Genomic DNA, 18,646 nt, shown 5'->3' on the forward strand with positions numbered 1-18,646 from the left:
CATGCGACAAGCGCTGCTCTTCGGTGCGACGGGGCAGATCGGCTGGCCGCTGGCCGATCGCCTGCAGGACGCCGGTTGGCGCGTCACGGCCGTGTCGCGCGAGCCGCATCGCGATCAACCAGGACTGCATTGGATCGAAGGCACGCTGCCGGTGGTCGCCGCGCCGTTGCCCGACGACGTCGATGCGATCTTCAGTTGCGGGCCGCTGGATTTGTTCGCGCAGTGGTATGCGCAAGCGGACATCGATTGCCCGCGCGTGGTGGCATTCGGATCGACGAGCATCGACGTCAAGCGCGGTTCTTCCGACAAGGGCGAACGCGATGTCGCGCAGCGCCTGCGCGTCGCCGAGCAACAAGTGTTCGACCGCGCCGCCGCGCGCAACGCACAAGCCACGCTGCTGCGCCCGACGCTGATCTACGGCGGCGGACGCGACCAGACGCTCACGCGCATCGCGCAGCTCGCGAAGCGCTGGAATCGGTTCGTCCTACCGCGCAACGCGCACGGCCTGCGCGAACCGGTGCACGTGCACGATCTCGCCGACGCCGCGCTCGCCGTCTGCGACGCGCCTGCGACGCACGGCAAGGCCTATGCCTTGCCCGGTGGCGAGCGCTTGTCGTATCGCGACATGGTGGCGCGCGTGCTCGCGGTGATGCAGCCGGCGCCGGCGCTGGTGGAAGTGCCCGCGCCCGTGTTCGGCCTCGCGCTGCTCGGCGCGCGCGCGCTGGGAAAGGTCGGCGGCTTCAACGCCGCGGCCGTCGCGCGCATGCGCAGCGACCTGGTCTTCGACGCGACACCGGCTCGCAACGATTTCGGCTACGCACCGCGGGCCTTCCGGCCGACGGCGCCGATGTTCATGGCGCGTTGAGCGCGCGGCGGCAGACTGCACGCATGCGCACCTACCTTCTCATCGCTTGCCTCGCTGTCCTGTCGCCGTTGCCCGCCATCGCGGCGCAATCGGTGTCCGCATCGTCGCGCACGCCCGCGGCGGAAATCGACGCCCTGATCGATCGCGTCGCGAAAGCCAAGGGCGTGATCTTCATTCGCAACGGCACCGAACACACCGCCGCGCAAGCCGCCGAACACCTCCAGCGCAAGCGCAAGGCCGCGGGCAAACGCATCGCCACGCCGGAGCAGTTCATCGAGCAACTCGGTACGCGCTCGTCGGTCACCGGCAAGGCGTATCGCGTGCGTCTTCCGAACGGCACCGAAATCGACAGCGCGGTCTGGCTCAACGGCCTGCTGCGCGAGGTTCGCGCAGGGCGCTGATCAGATCTCTTCGACCGCCGCCACGGGCCGCTGTTTCTGCCTGGCGCGCATCGCGATGATCAACACGCCACCGAGCACCATCGCGCCGCCGATCCACAGACGCGGGCCCGGTCGGTCGCCCCAGAATGCGATGCCCAATGCGATCGCGCCCACCGGCGCGAGCAACAGCCACGGCGTGACCTGCGCGACCGGATGCCGTTGCACGAGCACGTAGTACAGGCCGTGCCCGAGCATCGAAGCGAAGACCGCCGAATACACCGCGCCGCCCCAGCCGATCCACGTGGCATCGCGCAACGCTTGCCAATTGCCCGGTTCGAACGCGATGCTCAGCGCGAGCAAGGGCAACACGCTGATGATCGCCGTCCAGCCTTGCTGGCTGATCATGTCGATGCCGCTGAGCCGGCGCATCAACACGGTGCCGATGGCGAGGAACAAGGCCGAGATCAACATCAGCACCAGGGACATCGGCGCATCGAGCACGATGGGATCGAAACCGAGCACCAGCACGCCGGCGAAACTGATCGTGATCGCCAGCCCCGTGCGCCAGCCGAAGCGTTCGCCCAGCCACCACCACGCGAGCAATGCGGCCATCGGCACATAGCTCTGCATCGCGATGGCGGGCGAGGACAGATCGCCGGCCGCGTGCAGCGCCCAGAAACTCAATCCGAAATGCAGCACGCCGTTGAACAGCGCGACGGCGATCAGTCGCGGCCATTGCCCTTGCGGCGGACGTTTGACGAATGCGCCCAGCGCGATCGCGAGGATCGACAGGCGCACCGCGGTGAACAGGAACGGCGGAATCTCGCGCAGCGCGAACGCGGAGGTGAGGAAGTTGCCGGCCCAGACCGTGCAGACGATGGCGACGAGCGCGAGGTCGCGGCCGCGCAGGCCCGCGCCGCGCGCGGGGGTGTTCACCACACGATGCCCATCTTGCGCAGCACCTTCGCCACCACCCACGCGGGGCCGATCAGCAAATAGGTCAGGTCGGTGAGGAAGCTGGGCTTGCGGCCTTCGTACTTGTGGCCGATGAACTGCGCGATCCACGCGATCACGAACACCGCGATCGCGGTCCACAGCAAGGTGCGCGTGCCGAAGGTTTCGACGATCCACCAGCACGATGCGCCCATCGCGACGAACACCGCGAGCATGGACAAGCCCAGCACGCGCGACTGCCGCAGGTAGAACGAGCCCGCCGCCACCATGCCCAGCGCGGCGAAGATGCCCGGGCGGAACCAGCCACCCGGCGGCACCGGGATGCACCACAGCAGCGCGATGACGCTCCACAGGATCGCCGGCACGGCGATGGTGTGGAGGCGTACGTTCAACGCATTGCGATGGTCGCCGGAGTAGCTGTCGAACCAACGGTCGATCGGGCGCGTGCCCGTCGTTGCATCCTCGTGCGTGGCGGCCATGGTGATCCCCCGATCAGTCGACGGAAATTCCCGCGAGGCGCTGCAGCGCTTCGGCATATTTTGCGCGCGTGCGTTCGATCACTTCGGCCGGCAACGGCGGGCCCGGCGGCGTCTTGTCCCAGCCGATCTGTTCCAGGTAATCGCGCACGAACTGCTTGTCGTAACTCGGCGGGCTGATGCCGACCTGGTATTCGTCGGCGGGCCAGTAACGCGAGGAATCCGGCGTCAGCATTTCGTCCATGACGTAGAGGCGGCCGTCTTCATCGGTGCCGAACTCGAACTTGGTGTCGGCCAGGATGATGCCGCGCTGCGCCGCGTGGTCGCGCGCGAAGGCATACAGGCGCAGCGTCGCATCGCGCACCTGTTCGGCGAGATCGGCGCCGACCACGCGCACCATCGTGTCGAAGTCGATGTTCTCGTCGTGGTCGCCGACGGCGGCCTTGGTCGAGGGCGTGAAGATCGGCTGCGGAAGTTGTTCGGCCTGGCGCAGGCCGTCGGGCAGCGCGATGCCGCTGACGCGGCCGGTGCGCTGGTAATCCTTCCAGCCGCTGCCGATCAGGTAACCGCGCGCGATCGCTTCGACCGGCACGGGCTTGAGTTTCTTCGTCACCACCGAACGCTTCGCGTAACGCGATGCATCCACGCCCGCGGGCAGCGCGCTCGCGACATCCGCGCCGGTGAGATGGTTCGGCATCAGCGCGCTGGTGCGATCGAACCAGAAGTTGCTGATCTGGCAGAGCATCTCGCCCTTGCCGGGGATCGGATCGGGCAGCACGACGTCGAACGCCGAGAGGCGGTCGGTCGCGACGATCAGCAGCCGGTTGTTCGGCAGCTCGAACACATCGCGCACCTTGCCGCGATGCCGTAGGGGCAGGCCCGGCAGGTCGGCTTCGAGGAGGGAGGGACGGGTGTTGCCGTTTTCGGAGACTTGCATCGCCACGTGCGCGTCAGGCAGGGCGGCGTAGTGTACGCCGGCCCCCTGCGCAGCGCCTGTAGACTGGGCCCATGACGCGTTGGTACGGAAAATTGCTGGGAGCCTTCGCCGGGGCGGCCCTGCTGCGCTCCAACCCCTTGCTGGGCCTGCTCATCGGCCTGCTGCTCGGCCACGCGCTGGACAGGGACTGGTTCAGCGGCAAGAAGGAAGACCCGTACGCGGTGCTCGGGCTCACCGAGGAAGCCACCGACGGCGAGGTCGACCTGGCCTACCGCCGCCTGATGTCCCAGTACCATCCCGACCGCGTGGCCGGCGCGGGGGGCGACCTGCAACGGCAGGCCGAGACCCGATCGCGCGAGATCAACGCCGCCTACGACCGCATCAAGACCTTGCGCAAGAAGCGCTCCTGACCTTCCGGACCCCCGACATGCAATCCACTGTCATCGCGCCTTCGATCCTCTCGGCCAATTTCGCCAAGCTCGGCGAGGAAGTCGACAACGTCCTGCGCGCGGGCGCCGACTGGGTCCACTTCGACGTCATGGACAACCACTACGTCCCCAACCTGACCATCGGCCCGCTGGTGTGCGAAGCGCTGCGCAAGCACGGCGTGACCGCGCCGATCGACGTGCACCTGATGGTCGAACCGGTGGATCGCATCATCCCGGACTTCGCGAAGGCCGGCGCGTCGATGATCACCTTCCATCCCGAAGCCAGCCGCCACGTGCACCGCACGATCCAGTTGATCAAGTCGCTCGGCTGCCAGGCGGGCGTGGTGCTCAATCCGGCGACGCCGGTGGAAGTGCTCGACTACGTCCTCGAAGACCTCGACATGGTGTTGCTGATGTCGGTGAACCCGGGCTTCGGCGGGCAGGGTTTCATTCCTTCGGCCTTGCAGAAGCTGCGCGCGGTGCGCGAACGCATCGACGCGAGCGGCAAGGCGATCCGCCTGGAAATCGACGGCGGCGTGAAGCCGGAGAACATCGCGGAAATCGCGGCCGCGGGGGCCGATACCTTCGTCGCGGGCTCGGCGATCTTCGGCCAGGCCGACTACGCCGACGTCGTCAAGCGCATGAAGGATGCGGTGGCCGCAACGCGTCGCTGACGCAAAAGCAAAGGCCGACACCTTTCGGTATCGGCCCTCGTGGAAGCAATCCCGCTTCCGTCCGTCGTCCTTGCGATGGCCTTCGATTCTCCGTGAACAGCGTGACGCCCGCGTGACAATTTCGCACGAACAATTCCAGCAATTCGCTGAAGACGGTTACACACGCATCCCGGTCGTGCGCGAAGTCCTGTCCGATCTCGACACGCCGTTGTCTGTCTATTTGAAGCTCGCGGACGGGCCGCACACCTACCTGTTCGAATCGGTCGAAGGCGGCGAACGCTTCGGGCGTTATTCGATCATTGGTCTCCCGGCGCGGCGCGTGTATGCCTTCGCGGGCAATACGTTCTTCGCGACGGAGCTCGGTGAACTCGTCGAATTCCGCGAGATCGACGACCCCTTCGCCGAAGTCGAACGCCTGCGCGCGGAGCATCGCGTGCCTGAAATTCCGGGCTTGCCGGGCTTCACCGGTGGTCTGGTCGGTTGGTTCGGTTTCGAATGCGTGCAGTACATCGAGCCGCGCCTGAAGACCGAGAATGCGAAGACGGACGAACTCGGAACGCCCGACATCCTGCTGATGCTCAGCGAGGAACTCGCGGTGTTCGACAACCTCAAGGGCCGGCTGTACCTGATCGTGCACGCCGATCCGCGCGAGCCGCAGGCCTGGGCGAAGGCCAATCGCCGCCTCGACGAACTCAAGCACCGTCTGCGACATGCCGGCGCGAGCTATCCCGAAACGCTGGTGCCCGCCGCGCTGGACGAAAGCCACTTCGTCAGCGGCTTCACGCGCGAAGGCTTCATCGACGCGGTGGAGAAGAGCAAGGCGCTCATCGCTGCCGGCGATATTTTCCAGGTCGTGCTGTCGCAGCGCTTGTCCGTGCCCTTCCAGGCGCGGCCGGTCGACGTGTATCGCGCGCTGCGGGCGCTGAATCCGTCGCCCTACATGTATTTCCTCGATGTCGGCGGCACGCAGGTGGTGGGTTCGTCGCCGGAGATCCTCGTGCGCTTGCAGGGCGGCGAAATTACGGTGCGCCCGATCGCCGGTACGCGCCCGCGCGGTCGCACGCACGACGAAGACATCGCGCTTGAAGCCGAGTTGCTCGCCGATCCGAAGGAACGCGCCGAGCATCTGATGCTCATCGATCTCGGGCGCAATGATGTCGGGCGCGTCGCCAAGCCGGGCACGGTCGAAGTCGGCGAACAATTCGTGATCGAACGCTACAGCCACGTCATGCACATCGTCAGCGAAGTGACGGGCCAGCTGCAGGATGGATTGAGCTACGCCGACGTGCTACGCGCGACGTTCCCCGCCGGCACCGTGAGCGGTGCGCCGAAAGTGCGCGCGCTCGAAGTGATCCGCGACCTCGAACCGATTTGCCGCAACGTCTATTCCGGCGCGGTGGGCTACATCGGTTGGCACGGCGACGCCGACACCGCCATCGCGATCCGCACCGCCGTCATCCAGGACGGCCGCCTGCATGTGCAGGCCGGCGCCGGCATCGTCCACGACTCCGATCCGCAGAAGGAGTGGGAAGAGACGATGAACAAGGGGCGCGCGCTGTTCCGCGCCGTGGCCGAAGCGGCGAAGGGGCTCTAAGGCGAAGCGGAAACGTCGGCTTCCGACCAATCGCATTGCGCCGCCCGCATCGCCGCGCGCAACGTGCACCTCCCCCCAACGGAGATGCCACCATGCGTGTCGTCCTGCTCGCTTCGCTCATGATTCCGTTCGCCGCCGCGGCCACCACGCCCGTCGCGACCGCGCCCACGCCGATCCGCACGCCGATGCAACTCGAAGCGCACCTGCACGCCGCCGGCTACCGCAATGTCTTCGACGTCGACCTCGACGATGGCCTGTGGGAAGCGAAGGTGCGCAAGGCCGGCGGGTTCTGGCGGGAGATCGCGGTCGATCCGCAGAGCGGGCGCATTTTCGATGGCGCCGGTTCGCGCTCGGTCGAATCGTTGAACTCGGTCTCGCAGATCGTCGCCGACAAGGGCTACACGATGATGGAGCTCGCCGAGTACGACGGTGCGTTGTGGGAAGTCGACGCCATGGACGCGCAGGGACGTTGCATGTCGCTGCGCGTGGATGCCGCGTCGCAGTCGATCGTGCAGAGCCTGCCCGACGACTGCTGATCGCTTACTGGCCCGTCTTCGGCCGCTCGAGCAGCGTGGCGTGGCCTTCCTGGATCGCCCAGAGGCCGCGCTGCGTGCTCACGTACATCGGCGTCCTCGACCACAGTTGCCAGAAGACGTGGACGTCGGTGGGCATCGCATCGAAATCGCTGGTCACCATCGTGGCGACCGTGCCCGGCTTGGTGTCCAGCGCGACGCAGGTCTTGGTGTAGGCGTGTTGCGAGGCGACCTTGCCGTCGGCGACATCGATGCGATACGAGCCGCCGATCGGAACCGACTGCGCCTTCGCGGTCGCGGGCAGCAGGTACACCGACCAACGCGCATCGCTGACGGGCAGGGCGACGGTGCGATAGCTGTCGGTGCAGGTCGGCGGCACGAGGGGAATCGCGATCGCGCGCGCCTTGGCCTCTGCCGTTTCGCCGGGGGTCAGCGCGGCGGGCGTTTCGAGCGTTTCGAGTTCGCCGGCCACGCCGTCGACGCCGACGCGCACGCGGTAGAGCGCGGCGGGGGTCGCATCGACCCACGTCACGACGATCGCATCGCCATCTTCACGGGTCACGAAACCCACGACGCGCTCGTCCTTGCGGAACTTACGCTCGTCGCGCGCGACGACATCCGCGGTGGTGGCCGCGCGCTCCAGGCGCCACAGCGCAACGCCGCGCGAGGCCGCGGTGGCGAGCGCCTCGCTTTCCTGTTCGGTCGGCGCGGCGGGGTCCTGGGCATGGGCCGATGCGCAGGCGCCGGCCAACGCCAGGGCAAGCAGGAAGCGGTACATGGTGGTTCTCCCCTGGATTGGCCGAAAGGGTAACGAAAACCCGCCGCCGCGAGATTGCGTTGCGTAGCAGTATCGAGCGGCCGCCCGACCGGCGGTTGTCCGTTCTTTTGGCTGCATGCGCGCATCCCCGACCGTCGTCCTCCGTCGCCTGCTCCGGCTCGCGCTGGTCTGCTTGGTGTTCGCATTGCCCCCGGCGCATGCGACGCCCGCGACCACCGTCGCGGCACCGGCCACCGTTCGCACGGCCGACCCGGACGCCGCCACCGCGCGCTTTTTCAACCGCGACATCGCGACCTTCCGTTCGCGCTTCCTCGGCAACACGCCCGAAATGCGCGCGCGCGCCGCCGAAGCGAACATCGAGCGCATCGTCGAACAGGCCGGCGTGGCGAAGGCGACCTACCAGCCCGCGCCGCAGGGCGTGATCATCCTGCTCGATGGCCAGCTGGTCACCGTCGTGACGCCCGCGGACGTCGACAGCCTGCGCAACGAAACCCTCGACAAGACGCGCGACGGGATCCTCCTTCGCCTGGGCGACGCCGTGCGCGAAGCCGAAACCGCGCGCGCACCGGGCCGACTGGCGCGGGGCATCGGCTGGTGCATCGCCGCCACCGCGCTCGTCTTGCTCGCGCTGTGGATCCTGCGATTCGTGTTTGCGCACCTGCGCACGCGTGCCGATGCCTGGACGAAGGCGCGCCTGTCGCGCATCCCCAACGAATCGGCGCGGCACATGGCGCTCGCCTTCATGGCGAGCGGGCGCGGGTTCGCGCGCGTGTTCGCGTGGATCGTGGTGTTGTTCGTGGTCGAGGAATGGCTGCGGTTCTGCTTCGCGCAATTCGCGTGGACGCAACCGTGGGCCGGCGCGATGACCGGCTGGATGGCCGGGCGGCTGTCGAAGTGGGGCAACGCAATCCTGCATGCGGTGCCGGGGCTGGTCACGGCGCTCGTCATCCTGCTGGTCGCGCGCGTGTTCGTGCAGGCGATCCGGCTGGCGTTCCAGGGCGTGGAGCACGGGCGCTTCCGCTTGATCGGCATCGATTCGCAGGTCGCCGAGCCCACGCGCAAACTCATCGTCGTCGTGGTGTGGCTGTTCGCGCTTGCGATGGCCTATCCCTACCTGCCGGGCGCGGAGACGGATGCGTTCAAGGGCTTGAGCCTGTTCGTGGGCCTGATGGTGTCGCTGGGCGCGTCGAGCATCGTGGGACAGGCGGCCGGCGGCTTCACGCTGTTGTATTCGCGCACGATGAACGTGGGCGACGTCGTGCGCATTGGCGAAGCCGAAGGCACCGTGCAGCAGATCGGCCTGTTCACCACGCGCATCCGCACGCCGATGGGCGTGGAGGTGAGTTTCCCGAACAACGTCGTGATGGGCGGGAAGCTGGAGAATCTTTCGCGCGCGCCGGACGGCGCCGGCTTCTGGCTGCAGGCGATCGCCGTCATCGGCTACGAAGTGCCGTGGCGGCAAGTGCATCGCTTGTTGATGGACGCAGCGCACGCGACACCGGGCGTGGTCGACGCCCCTGCACCTTTCGTGCTGCAAACCGCGCTCGGCGATTTCGGCATCGAGTACCGGCTACGCGCTCGCATCGCCGACGTTGAACAACGCTGGATCGCGCTCAGCGCACTGCATGCGCAGATCCAGGACGCGTTCAACGCCGCCGGCGTGCAGATCATGACGCCGCATTACGAAGGCGACCCGGAGACGGCGAAGATCGTGCCCCGGGCGCATTGGGAAGGTCACGGCGAGGGTTAGTCGCCGGCGACCTTCACCTCCGGCACTTCCTTCCACTCGCTGTCCGGATCGTATTGCGTCATCGTTTTCACGATCTCCTCGGTCTGGTCGCCGAGGTTGCGCTCGAACACCTGGCCGTCGTAACCGATCAGGAACGTCACCAGCCCCGTGTCGCCGTACTTCGCCGGCCATGCGACCAACGCGAAGCCGCGCACCATGTCGTTGCCGAGCATGAAGTCGCGCGCGCCGCCCGGCGCGGAGGGGCCTTGCTTGGTCAGGATGCGGTAGTGATAGCCGAGGTAGTCGCCCTTGGGTGTGTCGTCGCCGAACACCGGGCCGAGCGGGCTGATCTGGCCGCTGTCGTCCGGTGCCCAATACAGCCCGTCATGCTGGCCATCGGTGCTCACGAGCTTGGGCGCGTATTCGAGGACGCCGTCGCCGTCGTGGTCGTCTTCGGCGTAATCCATCTGCGCATCGTGGTACGCGCGCACCGCCTGTTCGACGTCGAGCTCGTTGCGCCCGATGCGCCGCATGCGGATTTCCTCCGCGCCCGCGGGCAGGTCGAAGCGCCAACCGCCGTCGGCTTTCGACAACGGCACCGGGAAGGTCCAGCCATCGCTGCCGGCGACGAGTTCCTTGCGCCCGTCCTTGCGATCGTTGAACGCGTGCGAGGCGCGGTACTTCTCCAGGAACGCGTCGACATCCTTGCGTTCCATGTCCGTCGGCACATAGGTTTGCCAGTCGTTGCCGAACACGGCGGCGACCTTGGCCGGATCGGCCTTCGTCGTGCCGAGCGCGTCGACGAGTGCGTCGCCCGCGGCTTCGGGCGTGGGATAGGCCTGTTGCGCGAAAGCAGGCAGCGCGCACAGGGCGAGTGCAACGGACAACGCGGTCTTGCGCATGATGTTCATCGACGACGCCCTCCACCGCCGCCCCGCGAAGGACGGCTCATCGAACGCCCGGCGCCACCGCCGCGCGACATGCCCTGGCTGGAACGCGCGCGGTTGGACGCCTGCCGCGACGCACCGGCATTGCCTGCACCCGAGAACGCGTTGTTGCGCGAGTTGCCGTAGTCACCGCGACCGCCGCTGCTGCGTGCGAGATCGCGCGAGCCCGCGTTGTTCTGGCCGCTCTGCCGATATTGCGATGCCGAACCGCCCGGCCCGCGATCGACACGCCCACCGCCGGCTTGCGAGGTCCGCGGATCGCGTGCCGCGTTCTGCGCACGATCACGCGCCTGCGCGTTGTCGCGCGCCGGTTGCATGCCCTGGCGTTCCATCTGCTGGCGCGCCTGGTCGCGCGATCGCGCGCGGTTGGCGTCTTCGCCGCGGAAGCGATCACGCTGTTCACCACCGGCCTGGCGATTGCCGTATTTCTCGCGGCTGCCCTGGTCGCGATACGGCACGCCGTCGCGCCGGGAGCCGTCGTGTTGGAAGCGCTGGTTGCCGCGGTCGCCCATCTGGCGATCGCCGCGATCGATGTTGCGATTGAACTCGTTGTAGCGGTTGGAGTTGATGTTGACGTCGCCGCCACCCCAATCGCAATCGCCCCAGAACCCGACGGAAATGCCGATGCCGATGCCCCACGCGATGCCCGTCGCGAGCGCCGCGCCCGGGTAGTAATACGCCGGTGGCGGATAGTAGTAAGGCGGATAACCGGGATACGCCCAGCTTCCGTAAGCGTAGGTCGGGTTGTACGAGGGCACGTACACCGTCTCGGTCGTGGGCTGGATCACGATGGATTGCTGGCCCTGCGCGCTTTCGGTCGAAACGGTCTGGTATTCGTTCGACTTCAGGTTGCCGGCCGCCTGTGCCTGTCGACGCAAGTCCTGCGCCGTCGACATCACATCGTTGGGTTGCGCCAGGAACGCATCGCCGAGTTTCTGCACCCACGCGATGTCCGAACCCATCATGCCGACCGCCTGCGGGAAGGCGACGAGCGACTGCACGCTCGCATCCCAATCTTCCTTGGCGACGGCTTTCACCGCGTCGTCGCCCTTGGTTTGCGGATGGTCCTTGACCCATTTCGCCGCGTCGGCGACATCGCCGGGGTAGGTCGAGGCCATCAACACCTGGGCGAGCAGGGAGTCGGGATACAGCGCCACCGGGGCGACGAGCTGCGCGATTTCTTCCTTCGAGAACGTGCTGCTCTGCGCAGTGGATTGCGTCGACGATGCAGTCTGCGTCGAAGACGACGCGCGTTCGGTCGGCGCCGTGGATTGCGCGGCGGCGTCGAGCGTGATCGTCGCCGACAACATGCCGGTCAACGTCATGCATGCCAATGCCAAGAGTCGTCGTTGCGTTGCCATGGTCACCTCCCTGATGCGTGCAGTGCGGACGTCAGCGGCCGGAGCGCATCCAGCAACACCTTGTCGTCCACGGGTTTGGTCAAAAAGGCGCGCGCACCATGGGCGATGCTGCGCGAACGGTTGGCGGGCGTGTCGTTGCCGGTGAGCACGACGACGGGGATGGGTGAATGGCGGTCGGTCAGTGCGTCCTGCACCTCGAAACCGGACATGCCCGGCAGGTGCAGGTCGAGGATCAGGCAATCGATGCCGTCGAGATGGGCCATGAAATCCGATCCGGTGGCGAACAGGCGCACGTCGAAGCCCGCGGTGCGCAACAAGCGTTGCAATGCGCGCCGGACCGGGGCTTCGTCGTCGAGCACTGCGACAGTTGGCGTGCGCCCGGTCATGACCCGACGCTAAGCCCCCGTCGCGGGGCCTTCAATTGGCCGTTGGACCTACGTGGCGCGCAGCGGAGGGCTCGATCGACAGGCGCGCGGCAAGCCGCACGAGGTCGGCCAGGCGTCGCACGCCCAACTTCTGCATCACGTGCGCGCGATGCACCTTCACGGTCTTTTCGACCACGCCCAGCTCGGCGGCGATCTGCTTGTTGAGCTTCCCGGAAATCAGGTGCGGCAGCAGTTCGAGCTCCCGCGGCGTGAGGTGCGCCAGGCGGCCGCGTAATGCGTGGTCTTCGCAGCGGCGCTCGCGTTCACGGCGATCGATGGCGATGCCGGCGCGCACGGCGGCCAGCAGTGCATCGGCATCGACGGGCTTGACGAGGAAATCGAGCGCGCCGCCTTTCATCGCACGCACGGTCGATGGCACGTCCGCGCAACCGGAAAGGAACACGATCGGCACGTCGAGATGGCGATCGTGCAACGAGCGCTGCAGGTCCAGGCCCGTGTGTCCCGGCATCGAGAGGTCGAGTACCAGGCACCCGGGGATGGTTGCGTCGTAGCACGCGAGGAATTCGTCGGTCGAGGTGCTGGAGCGCGTGTCGATGCCCGCGCTCGCGAGCAGGCGCGCGACCGACTTCAGCACGCGCGGATCGTTGTCGACCAGGTGCACGAGCGGCGTGGGCGCGGCGACCGTGTTCATGCGGGCAACCCGGGAAGTTCGAAGGCCACGCGCGCGCCGACGTCCAGCGACTGCGCCCACACGCGCCCGTCGTGCGACTCCACGATGGTGCGGCACACGGCCAGGCCCATGCCCATGCCATCGGGCTTGGTGGTTTCGAACGGATCGAACATCGTCTGCGCGATCGCAGGCTCGATGCCCTTGCCGCGGTCGATCACTTCGAGCCGCACGCAGCCATTGTCTTCCTGCGTGCGGATGCGCAGCACGCGCGGCGCGGGCGTGTGTTCCATCGCGTCGCAGCCGTTCATCACCAGGTTGAGCACGACCTGCTGCAGCTGGATGCGGTCGCCGGCGACGTGCGGCAGTTCGCCGGCCAGTTCCAGGTGCACGTCGACGCCGCGCTGCAACAGATCGGCGCGCACCAGGTGCAATGCGTCGAGCACCACGCCGTTCAACCCGAGCGGCACGTGGTCGACATGTTCCTTGCGCAGCCATTTGCGCAGGCGCTGGATGACTTCGCCCGCGCGGCGATCGTCGACGACGATGTCGTCGATGATGTCGCGGATCTCGGTGAGGTCGGGTGGATCCGAACGCAGCAGGCGTTGCGCGGCTTGTGCGTTGCAGAGGATCGCGTAGAGCGGTTGGTTGATCTCGTGCGCGAGCGCGCCGGACAACTCGCCCAGCATCGCCACGCGCGACAGATGCGCGAGTTCGTCGCGCTGCAGGGTGGCTTCGCGTTCCTGGCGGCGGCGCTGCGTGGCGTCGGCGACCGTCAACAACGACAGGGTGGCGTTGCCGAGCACGACCGTGCGGCATTCGACATCGACGGGCAGCTCGGAGCCGTCGGCGCGCGTGGCGAACAGTTCGCGCGCGCCCTGGTCGAAGGCGGGCACCAGCGTGTCGGCGAACACATGGGGCATCGCATCGTGCGAATAACCGAACAGGCTTGCGGCCGCCGAGTTGGCGAGCACCACGCGGCCGTCGGCGCCGGCCAGCAGGATCGCGGTCGGCACGGCGTCCAGCAGGATGCGCACCTGGTCGAGGGCGAGGGCGCGGCCGCGTTCGTGCGAGCTGAGCAGTTCGCGCGGGGGCGGATGCACGGGGTCGAACAGTGCGCCCTGCGCACGCGCTTGCCCGAACGCCACGCCGCGGATGACGACGTGGTCCCGGCCTGTGCCCGGGTCGATTCCTTGGCCCATCTGGACGGCCCAGCACCCGCGGGGGTGGGTGCGCGCTTGTGGCGGACTGCTCCAACCCGAACGGGTGACCCGAAGCGTGGCGGCCACGGGCGCCCCATCCGGGGGATTTACGGCTCCGGCACCAGAATCCGCCGCGTTGCCCCAAGGGGCAATATCCGCCCATCGGATGCATGCCTAGCATCGAACCGTTCGTCGGCGGCGGGGGCCGGCGTTCATCGCCATCGCTGGTTCGAAAACCCTGTCCGGACAACGGCAGGACGAAACGTTGTCCTTGTTGAACGCAGGGTCGGCGTCCACGCAAGCGCAGTGTCCGAGGAGAGGTCATGAAGATCGCCGCGATGTCCCTGCTTTCGCTCGCCGCAATGGCCCTGCTTGCGCCGTCGCCGGCGCGCGCGGTCGAACCCCTCGACACCTTCAGCTTCCGCGTCGGCGGCTACATCACCTCCTGGGACACCGAGGTCCGGGCCGACGGCACCACGCGGCGCGGCACCGAGCTCGACCTCAAACGCGACTTCGGCCTCGACGACAGCGCGACCATCGGCTACGTCGGCGTGACCTGGCGTCCGTGGGAGAGCCACGAGTTCGGCCTGACCTATTACCAGGACGATGCCGACTCCACGCGCACGATCTCGCGCGACATCACCTTCGAGGACACGACCTACACGGCGAACAGCACCCTCAGCGTCGATGTCGGCATCGATGCGTACGAGGGCTATTACGTCTGGTGGGCCGCGCAGAAGGAAAACTGGTCGCTCGGCCCGCGCGTCGGCCTGATCTGGTATCGGCTCGACATCGCGATGGCGCTGCAGGTCGACGCCAGCGGCAATGCCGCGGGCGGTGCGTTCCGCGAGGAAGCGAAAGCGGATCTGCCGTCGCTGACGATCGGCGGCTCATGGCGCTGGACGCCGGGCGGGCACAACAAGTGGCGCATCGGCGCGGACGCCGGTTACTTCAAGGCGAACGTCAACGATGTCGACGGCGACGTGACCTTCGGCCGCATCGGCGTCGAATTCTTCCCGTGGGAACGCTCGGGATTCTCGCTCGACTACACCACCAGCAAGATCAGCGTCGACGCTGCCAAGTCGGACTTCGTCGGCAACCTCGATTTCATCGATAGCGGCCTCAAGCTCGGATACATCTACCGCTGGTGATCGCACCACGGCAGGTTTCGCCGAACCGGATTTGATCCGGATCAAATCGGCGGAACGTGGAGTCCGGGAAACTGCGCGCACCAAAGCGGGGTCCCCCAATGAACGATGTCGTGCTAACCCCCGGGGCCGGCCCGGTCGACGCCGCGGAAGCCCCGCGCCGCGTCGCCTACAACGACAAGGTCGTCCTCCAGTTCTCGATCGCCACCATCGTGTGGGGCATCGTGGGCATGGCCGTCGGCCTGTTCATCGCCGCGCAGTTGTACTGGCCCACGCTGGGCGAGGGGATTCCGTGGCTGTCCTATGGGCGGCTGCGACCGCTGCACACCAACGCGGTGATCTTCGCCTTCGGCGGCAGCGCGCTGATGGCGACCTCCCTGCACGTCGTGCAGCGCACCTGCGGCGCGCGCGTGATCTCCGACAAACTCGCCAGTTTCGTGTTCTGGGGCTGGCAGGCGGTGATCGTGTCGGCCGCGATCACCTTGCCGCTGGGCATCACGCAGAGCAAGGAATACGCCGAACTCGAATGGCCCATCGACCTGTTGATCACGGTCGTGTGGGTCGCGTACGCCGTCCTGTTCTTCGGCACGATCGTCAAGCGCCAGGGGCGGCACATCTACGTGGCGAACTGGTTCTACGGCAGCTTCATCATCGCCATCGCGTTGCTGCACATCGTCAACAACGTCGCGCTGCCGGCGAGCATGACCAAGTCGTACATCGTCTACACCGGCGCCGTGGATGCGATGGTGCAGTGGTGGTACGGGCACAACGCCGTCGGGTTCTTCCTGACCGCCGGTTTCCTGGGAATGATGTACTACTACGTGCCCAAGCAGGCCGGTCGCCCGGTGTATTCGTATCGCTTGTCGATCGTGCACTTCTGGGCGCTGATCGCGGTGTACATGTGGGCCGGGCCGCATCACCTGCAGTACACCGCGCTGCCCGATTGGGCGCAGTCGCTGGGCATGGTGTTTTCGCTGATCCTGCTGGCGCCGTCGTGGGGCGGCGCGCTCAACGGCATCCTGACCCTGTCGGGCGTCTGGTACAAACTGCGCACCGACCCGATCCTCAAGTTCCTCATCGTCGCGATCAGCTTCTACATGATCGCCACGTTCGAGGGACCGATGATGTCGATCAAGACGGTCAACTCGCTGTCGCACTACACCGACTGGACCGTCGGCCACGTGCACGCCGGCGCGCTCGGCTGGGTGGCGATGATTTCCGTCGGCGCGATCTACGCGATGTTGCCGAAGCTGGTGGGCGCGCAGCAGATGTATTCGACGAAGTGGATCGACGTGCACTTCTGGATGCACACCCTCGGCGTGGTGTTCTACATCGTCGCGATGTGGATCGCCGGCGTGATGCAGGGCCTGATGTGGCGCGCGACCAATCCCGACGGGACGCTCACCTACAGCTTCATCGAAGCGCTCAACGCGACCTATCCCTATTACCTCGTGCGCTTCGCAGGCGGTGCGCTCGTGCTCTCCGGGATGCTCCTGATGGCGCTGAACGCATGGAAGACCTGGGCCACCGCGAAGTCCCCCGCCGCCGGCGCGGCGCTCGCCGCCAACGCTCCCGCCTGAGGCCGACATGGCAACGCAACCTCCGCACAACCCGCACGAGAAGATCGAAAAGAACATCGGCCTGATGGCGGTGCTGATCGCCGTGGTCGTGTCCTTCGGCGGCCTGGCGGAAATCGTGCCGTTGATGTACCAGGCCGACACCATCAAACCCTTGCCGGGCATCGTGCCGTATCCGGCGTTGCAACTGGCCGGGCGCGATGTCTACGTGCGCGAAGGTTGCTACAACTGCCATTCGCAGATGGTGCGCACGCTGCGCTTCGAAACCGAGCGCTACGGGCATTACTCGCTCGCCGGCGAATCGGTCTACGACCATCCCTTCCAATGGGGCAGCAAGCGCACGGGGCCGGACCTGGCGCGCGTCGGCGGCCGCTATTCCGACGACTGGCATCGCGTGCACCTGATCGATCCGCGCGCGGTGGTGCCCGAGTCGAACATGCCGTCCTTCCCGTGGCTCGAACACGCGCCCATCGACGGCAAGCAGATCGCGCAACACATGCGCACGCTGCAGACCATCGGCGATCCCTACACCGATGCGCAGATCGCGCGCGCGGAAGCCGATGTCGCCGACAAGACCGAACTGGATGCCGTCGTCGCGTACCTGCAGGCGCTCGGCAAGCACGCACCGAGAGGGAACTGAGATGGTCGCCGGCATCGTGACCGCGTTGTTGCTGGCGGTGTTCATCGGCGGATGGGCGTGGGCGTGGAGCCCGCGTCGCCGCGAAGCCTTCGACCGCGCCGCGCGCATGCCGCTGCACGAGGACGACGGGCAGGAGGACGCACCATGATGACGCCGGGTTGGTCGTGGTACGTGATCGCGCTGGTCGTGATCAACATCGTCGGCTGCGGCTGGCTGCTGTGGTGGACCGCCAAGCGCCGGCCGGGCGACCCGAAGCCGGAAGACACCAGCCACTACTGGGACGACGGCGACATCACCGAATACAACAAGCCGCTGCCGAAGTGGTGGATCAACCTGTTCTGGATCACGATCTTCTTCAGCGTCGCGTACCTGTTGTGGTTCCCGGGCATGGGCGCATTCGCCGGATACGGCAAGTGGACCTCGGGCAAGGAACACGACTTCGCGCAGCAGGCCGACAACGCGCGGCTGGAGGAAACCTTCGCGCCGTATCGCGGCAAATCCATCGACGTGCTCGCGGCCAATCCCGATGCCCGCCGTCTGGGCCGCTCGATCTTCAACAACACGTGCGCGACCTGCCACGGCTCCTCGGCGAAAGGCGCGATCGGCTATCCCAATCTCACCGACGACATCTGGCACTGGGGCGGATCGCCCGATCGCATCCTGCAGACCGTGCTCGACGGCCGCGAAGGCGTGATGCCCGAATGGGGCAAGGTGCTCACCGGCATGGGCGGCCCGTATGCCGTCGGCGATGTCGCCGCGTACGTGCGTGCGTTGCCCGACCCCGCGCACCGCATGCAGAACAACTTCGGCGCCGCGCGCGGCAAGCAACTGTTCGAAAACGTGTGTGCCGGTTGCCACGGCAAGGACGGCAAGGGCAACCCGGAACTCGGCGCGCCGGACCTGACCGACGACTACTGGATGTACGGCGACGACAGCGCGAGCCTGCAGGCGACGATCGCCAACGGTCGCAAGGGCAGCATGCCCGCACATCGCGCGCTGCTCGGCGAAACGCGTGCGCGCCTGGTCGCGGCCTATGTCTGGTCGCTGTCGCATCCCGAGCCGGCCGTCGCGGGAGCGCAACGATGAACGCGACCTTCGATCATCCGCCGCGCCCGATCGCGCAGCGCGTCGGCGCGATCGCGTGGCCGAGCTTCTTCGCCGCGGGCGTGGCCACGATGGTGTTCTTCGCCTTCGTCGATCCGATGGCGCTGCGCGACATCACCTTCCCTCACGTCGCGGTGGGACGCGAACTCGGCTACACGATCGGCTTCTTCCTGTTCTGGGTGGCCACCGCGTCGTCGAGCCTGTTCACCTGGTGGTTGTTGCGGCCGGGCAGCCGGTTCAACCGCCCCTTGCCCGGACCCTGAGCG

At 67.1% G+C, this 18,646-nt stretch carries 22 protein-coding genes; 13 read left to right on the forward strand and 9 right to left on the reverse strand.

Translation table 11 applies throughout. The features are described from left to right. The first annotated feature begins 1 nt into the window (after position 1). Both GN331_RS05450 and GN331_RS05455 read left to right on the forward strand, forming a co-directional pair. Entirely contained in the window at positions 2 to 865 is an 864-nt protein-coding gene (locus GN331_RS05450; protein WP_156640833.1) for an NAD-dependent epimerase/dehydratase family protein, read from the forward strand. A 23-nt stretch (positions 866 to 888) separates the two neighbouring features. Then, entirely contained in the window at positions 889 to 1,266 is a 378-nt protein-coding gene (locus GN331_RS05455) for a DUF5329 family protein (RefSeq protein ID WP_156640834.1), read from the forward strand. On the opposite strand, the gene GN331_RS05460 is transcribed toward GN331_RS05455, so the two are convergent. Genes GN331_RS05460 through GN331_RS05470 form a run of 3 tightly spaced genes read right to left on the reverse strand, consistent with a single transcriptional unit; the run spans position 1,267 to position 3,612 of the window. Beyond that, positions 1,267 to 2,181, reverse strand: coding sequence for a DMT family transporter (locus GN331_RS05460; RefSeq protein ID WP_156640835.1), 915 nt, complete (start codon positions 2,179 to 2,181; stop codon positions 1,267 to 1,269). After that, positions 2,178 to 2,678 (reverse strand): Mpo1 family 2-hydroxy fatty acid dioxygenase, encoded by a 501-nt coding sequence (locus GN331_RS05465; protein WP_156640836.1) that lies wholly within the window; start codon positions 2,676 to 2,678, stop codon positions 2,178 to 2,180. Before GN331_RS05465 ends, GN331_RS05460 begins: the two co-directional genes overlap by 4 nt. A 13-nt stretch (positions 2,679 to 2,691) precedes the next feature. Beyond that, positions 2,692 to 3,612: a phosphoribosylaminoimidazolesuccinocarboxamide synthase gene (locus GN331_RS05470; RefSeq protein ID WP_156640837.1), complete on the reverse strand. Its 921-nt coding sequence runs from the start codon at positions 3,610 to 3,612 to the stop codon at positions 2,692 to 2,694. Positions 3,613 to 3,683: 71 nt separating this feature from the next. Here GN331_RS05470 and GN331_RS05475 point away from each other — a divergent pair, with 71 nt between their 5' ends. The 4 genes from GN331_RS05475 (at position 3,684) to GN331_RS05490 (ending at position 6,844) form a co-directional block, all read left to right on the forward strand. After that, positions 3,684 to 4,022 carry a J domain-containing protein gene (locus GN331_RS05475; RefSeq protein ID WP_156640838.1) on the forward strand — a complete coding sequence of 113 codons (339 nt, stop codon included), beginning with the start codon at positions 3,684 to 3,686 and terminating at the stop codon, positions 4,020 to 4,022. Between the two features lie 17 nt (positions 4,023 to 4,039). Further along, complete coding sequence (gene rpe / locus GN331_RS05480) at positions 4,040 to 4,714, forward strand: ribulose-phosphate 3-epimerase (protein ID WP_156640839.1); 675 nt, start codon at positions 4,040 to 4,042, stop codon at positions 4,712 to 4,714. Positions 4,715 to 4,832: 118 nt separating this feature from the next. Further along, the gene (gene trpE / locus GN331_RS05485; RefSeq protein ID WP_331713402.1) at positions 4,833 to 6,308 is read left to right on the forward strand and encodes an anthranilate synthase component I; all 1,476 of its coding nucleotides are present in this window, start codon (positions 4,833 to 4,835) and stop codon (positions 6,306 to 6,308) included. A 92-nt stretch (positions 6,309 to 6,400) separates the two neighbouring features. Next, complete coding sequence (locus GN331_RS05490; RefSeq protein ID WP_156640841.1) at positions 6,401 to 6,844, forward strand: PepSY domain-containing protein; 444 nt, start codon at positions 6,401 to 6,403, stop codon at positions 6,842 to 6,844. A 4-nt stretch (positions 6,845 to 6,848) separates the two neighbouring features. Here the strand turns inward: GN331_RS05490 and GN331_RS05495 are convergent, their stop codons facing one another. Next, on the reverse strand, positions 6,849 to 7,619 hold the full coding sequence (locus GN331_RS05495) for a hypothetical protein (protein ID WP_156640842.1): 771 nt from the start codon (positions 7,617 to 7,619) through the stop codon (positions 6,849 to 6,851). Positions 7,620 to 7,734: 115 nt separating this feature from the next. Here GN331_RS05495 and GN331_RS05500 point away from each other — a divergent pair, with 115 nt between their 5' ends. Further along, the gene (locus GN331_RS05500) at positions 7,735 to 9,369 is read left to right on the forward strand and encodes a mechanosensitive ion channel family protein (protein WP_156640843.1); all 1,635 of its coding nucleotides are present in this window, start codon (positions 7,735 to 7,737) and stop codon (positions 9,367 to 9,369) included. Here GN331_RS05500 and GN331_RS05505 read toward each other — a convergent pair. From GN331_RS05505 to GN331_RS05525, 5 genes are read right to left on the reverse strand one after another with little or no spacing between them, the layout of a single operon-like run. Beyond that, on the reverse strand, positions 9,366 to 10,259 hold the full coding sequence (locus GN331_RS05505; RefSeq protein ID WP_156640844.1) for a DUF2950 domain-containing protein: 894 nt from the start codon (positions 10,257 to 10,259) through the stop codon (positions 9,366 to 9,368). The two genes, GN331_RS05500 and GN331_RS05505, sit on opposite strands and share 4 nt — an antisense overlap. Next, entirely contained in the window at positions 10,256 to 11,620 is a 1,365-nt protein-coding gene (locus GN331_RS05510; RefSeq protein WP_156640845.1) for a DUF3300 domain-containing protein, read from the reverse strand. Before GN331_RS05510 ends, GN331_RS05505 begins: the two co-directional genes overlap by 4 nt. Before the next feature lie 38 nt (positions 11,621 to 11,658). Next, a complete protein-coding gene (locus tag GN331_RS05515) occupies positions 11,659 to 12,042 on the reverse strand; it encodes a response regulator transcription factor (RefSeq protein WP_156640846.1) in 384 nt (127 codons plus the stop codon). 31 nt (positions 12,043 to 12,073) lie between these two features. Next, on the reverse strand, positions 12,074 to 12,733 hold the full coding sequence (locus GN331_RS05520; RefSeq protein WP_156640847.1) for a response regulator transcription factor: 660 nt from the start codon (positions 12,731 to 12,733) through the stop codon (positions 12,074 to 12,076). Further along, entirely contained in the window at positions 12,730 to 13,911 is a 1,182-nt protein-coding gene (locus GN331_RS05525) for a sensor histidine kinase (RefSeq protein WP_156640848.1), read from the reverse strand. The genes GN331_RS05520 and GN331_RS05525 overlap by 4 nt, the downstream gene beginning before the upstream one ends. A 323-nt stretch (positions 13,912 to 14,234) precedes the next feature. Here GN331_RS05525 and GN331_RS05530 point away from each other — a divergent pair, with 323 nt between their 5' ends. The 6 genes from GN331_RS05530 to GN331_RS05555 all read left to right on the forward strand — a co-directional run bounded on the left by GN331_RS05530 (position 14,235) and on the right by GN331_RS05555 (position 18,643). Further along, on the forward strand, positions 14,235 to 15,062 hold the full coding sequence (locus tag GN331_RS05530) for a hypothetical protein (protein WP_156640849.1): 828 nt from the start codon (positions 14,235 to 14,237) through the stop codon (positions 15,060 to 15,062). 98 nt (positions 15,063 to 15,160) lie between these two features. After that, a complete protein-coding gene (gene ccoN / locus GN331_RS05535) occupies positions 15,161 to 16,639 on the forward strand; it encodes a cytochrome-c oxidase, cbb3-type subunit I (protein WP_156640850.1) in 1,479 nt (492 codons plus the stop codon). Positions 16,640 to 16,646: 7 nt separating this feature from the next. Further along, positions 16,647 to 17,276 carry a cytochrome-c oxidase, cbb3-type subunit II gene (ccoO, locus tag GN331_RS05540; RefSeq protein WP_156640851.1) on the forward strand — a complete coding sequence of 210 codons (630 nt, stop codon included), beginning with the start codon at positions 16,647 to 16,649 and terminating at the stop codon, positions 17,274 to 17,276. A 1-nt stretch (position 17,277) separates the two neighbouring features. Beyond that, entirely contained in the window at positions 17,278 to 17,424 is a 147-nt protein-coding gene (locus tag GN331_RS05545; RefSeq protein ID WP_231734335.1) for a cbb3-type cytochrome oxidase subunit 3, read from the forward strand. Then, a complete protein-coding gene (ccoP, locus tag GN331_RS05550) occupies positions 17,421 to 18,362 on the forward strand; it encodes a cytochrome-c oxidase, cbb3-type subunit III (RefSeq protein ID WP_231734336.1) in 942 nt (313 codons plus the stop codon). Before GN331_RS05545 ends, ccoP begins: the two co-directional genes overlap by 4 nt. After that, positions 18,359 to 18,643: a hypothetical protein gene (locus GN331_RS05555; protein ID WP_156640853.1), complete on the forward strand. Its 285-nt coding sequence runs from the start codon at positions 18,359 to 18,361 to the stop codon at positions 18,641 to 18,643. Before ccoP ends, GN331_RS05555 begins: the two co-directional genes overlap by 4 nt. The last annotated feature ends 3 nt before the right edge of the window (positions 18,644 to 18,646 follow it).

The sequence above is a fragment of the Noviluteimonas gilva genome (assembly GCF_009740395.1).
GTDB classification, from domain to species: domain Bacteria; phylum Pseudomonadota; class Gammaproteobacteria; order Xanthomonadales; family Xanthomonadaceae; genus Noviluteimonas; species Noviluteimonas gilva.

Excerpts from the sequence above, each read along its gene's own strand:
- GN331_RS05515 (WP_156640846.1), bottom strand. The coding sequence starts at position 12,042 with ATGACCGGGCGCACGCCAACTGTCGCAGTGCTCGACGACGAAGCCCCG.
- GN331_RS05525 (WP_156640848.1), bottom strand. The coding sequence starts at position 13,911 with ATGGGCCAAGGAATCGACCCGGGCACAGGCCGGGACCACGTCGTCATC.
- ccoP (WP_231734336.1), top strand. The coding sequence starts at position 17,421 with ATGATGACGCCGGGTTGGTCGTGGTACGTGATCGCGCTGGTCGTGATC.
- GN331_RS05490 (WP_156640841.1), top strand. The coding sequence starts at position 6,401 with ATGCGTGTCGTCCTGCTCGCTTCGCTCATGATTCCGTTCGCCGCCGCG.
- GN331_RS05520 (WP_156640847.1), bottom strand. The coding sequence starts at position 12,733 with ATGAACACGGTCGCCGCGCCCACGCCGCTCGTGCACCTGGTCGACAAC.
- GN331_RS05510 (WP_156640845.1), bottom strand. The coding sequence starts at position 11,620 with ATGACGTTGACCGGCATGTTGTCGGCGACGATCACGCTCGACGCCGCC.
- GN331_RS05465 (WP_156640836.1), bottom strand. The coding sequence starts at position 2,678 with ATGGCCGCCACGCACGAGGATGCAACGACGGGCACGCGCCCGATCGAC.
- GN331_RS05545 (WP_231734335.1), top strand. The coding sequence starts at position 17,278 with ATGGTCGCCGGCATCGTGACCGCGTTGTTGCTGGCGGTGTTCATCGGC.
- GN331_RS05500 (WP_156640843.1), top strand. The coding sequence starts at position 7,735 with ATGCGCGCATCCCCGACCGTCGTCCTCCGTCGCCTGCTCCGGCTCGCG.
- GN331_RS05450 (WP_156640833.1), top strand. The coding sequence starts at position 2 with ATGCGACAAGCGCTGCTCTTCGGTGCGACGGGGCAGATCGGCTGGCCG.
- GN331_RS05555 (WP_156640853.1), top strand. The coding sequence starts at position 18,359 with ATGAACGCGACCTTCGATCATCCGCCGCGCCCGATCGCGCAGCGCGTC.
- GN331_RS05470 (WP_156640837.1), bottom strand. The coding sequence starts at position 3,612 with ATGCAAGTCTCCGAAAACGGCAACACCCGTCCCTCCCTCCTCGAAGCC.
- rpe (WP_156640839.1), top strand. The coding sequence starts at position 4,040 with ATGCAATCCACTGTCATCGCGCCTTCGATCCTCTCGGCCAATTTCGCC.
- GN331_RS05495 (WP_156640842.1), bottom strand. The coding sequence starts at position 7,619 with ATGTACCGCTTCCTGCTTGCCCTGGCGTTGGCCGGCGCCTGCGCATCG.
- GN331_RS05455 (WP_156640834.1), top strand. The coding sequence starts at position 889 with ATGCGCACCTACCTTCTCATCGCTTGCCTCGCTGTCCTGTCGCCGTTG.
- GN331_RS05475 (WP_156640838.1), top strand. The coding sequence starts at position 3,684 with ATGACGCGTTGGTACGGAAAATTGCTGGGAGCCTTCGCCGGGGCGGCC.
- ccoN (WP_156640850.1), top strand. The coding sequence starts at position 15,161 with ATGAACGATGTCGTGCTAACCCCCGGGGCCGGCCCGGTCGACGCCGCG.
- GN331_RS05530 (WP_156640849.1), top strand. The coding sequence starts at position 14,235 with ATGAAGATCGCCGCGATGTCCCTGCTTTCGCTCGCCGCAATGGCCCTG.
- GN331_RS05505 (WP_156640844.1), bottom strand. The coding sequence starts at position 10,259 with ATGAACATCATGCGCAAGACCGCGTTGTCCGTTGCACTCGCCCTGTGC.
- ccoO (WP_156640851.1), top strand. The coding sequence starts at position 16,647 with ATGGCAACGCAACCTCCGCACAACCCGCACGAGAAGATCGAAAAGAAC.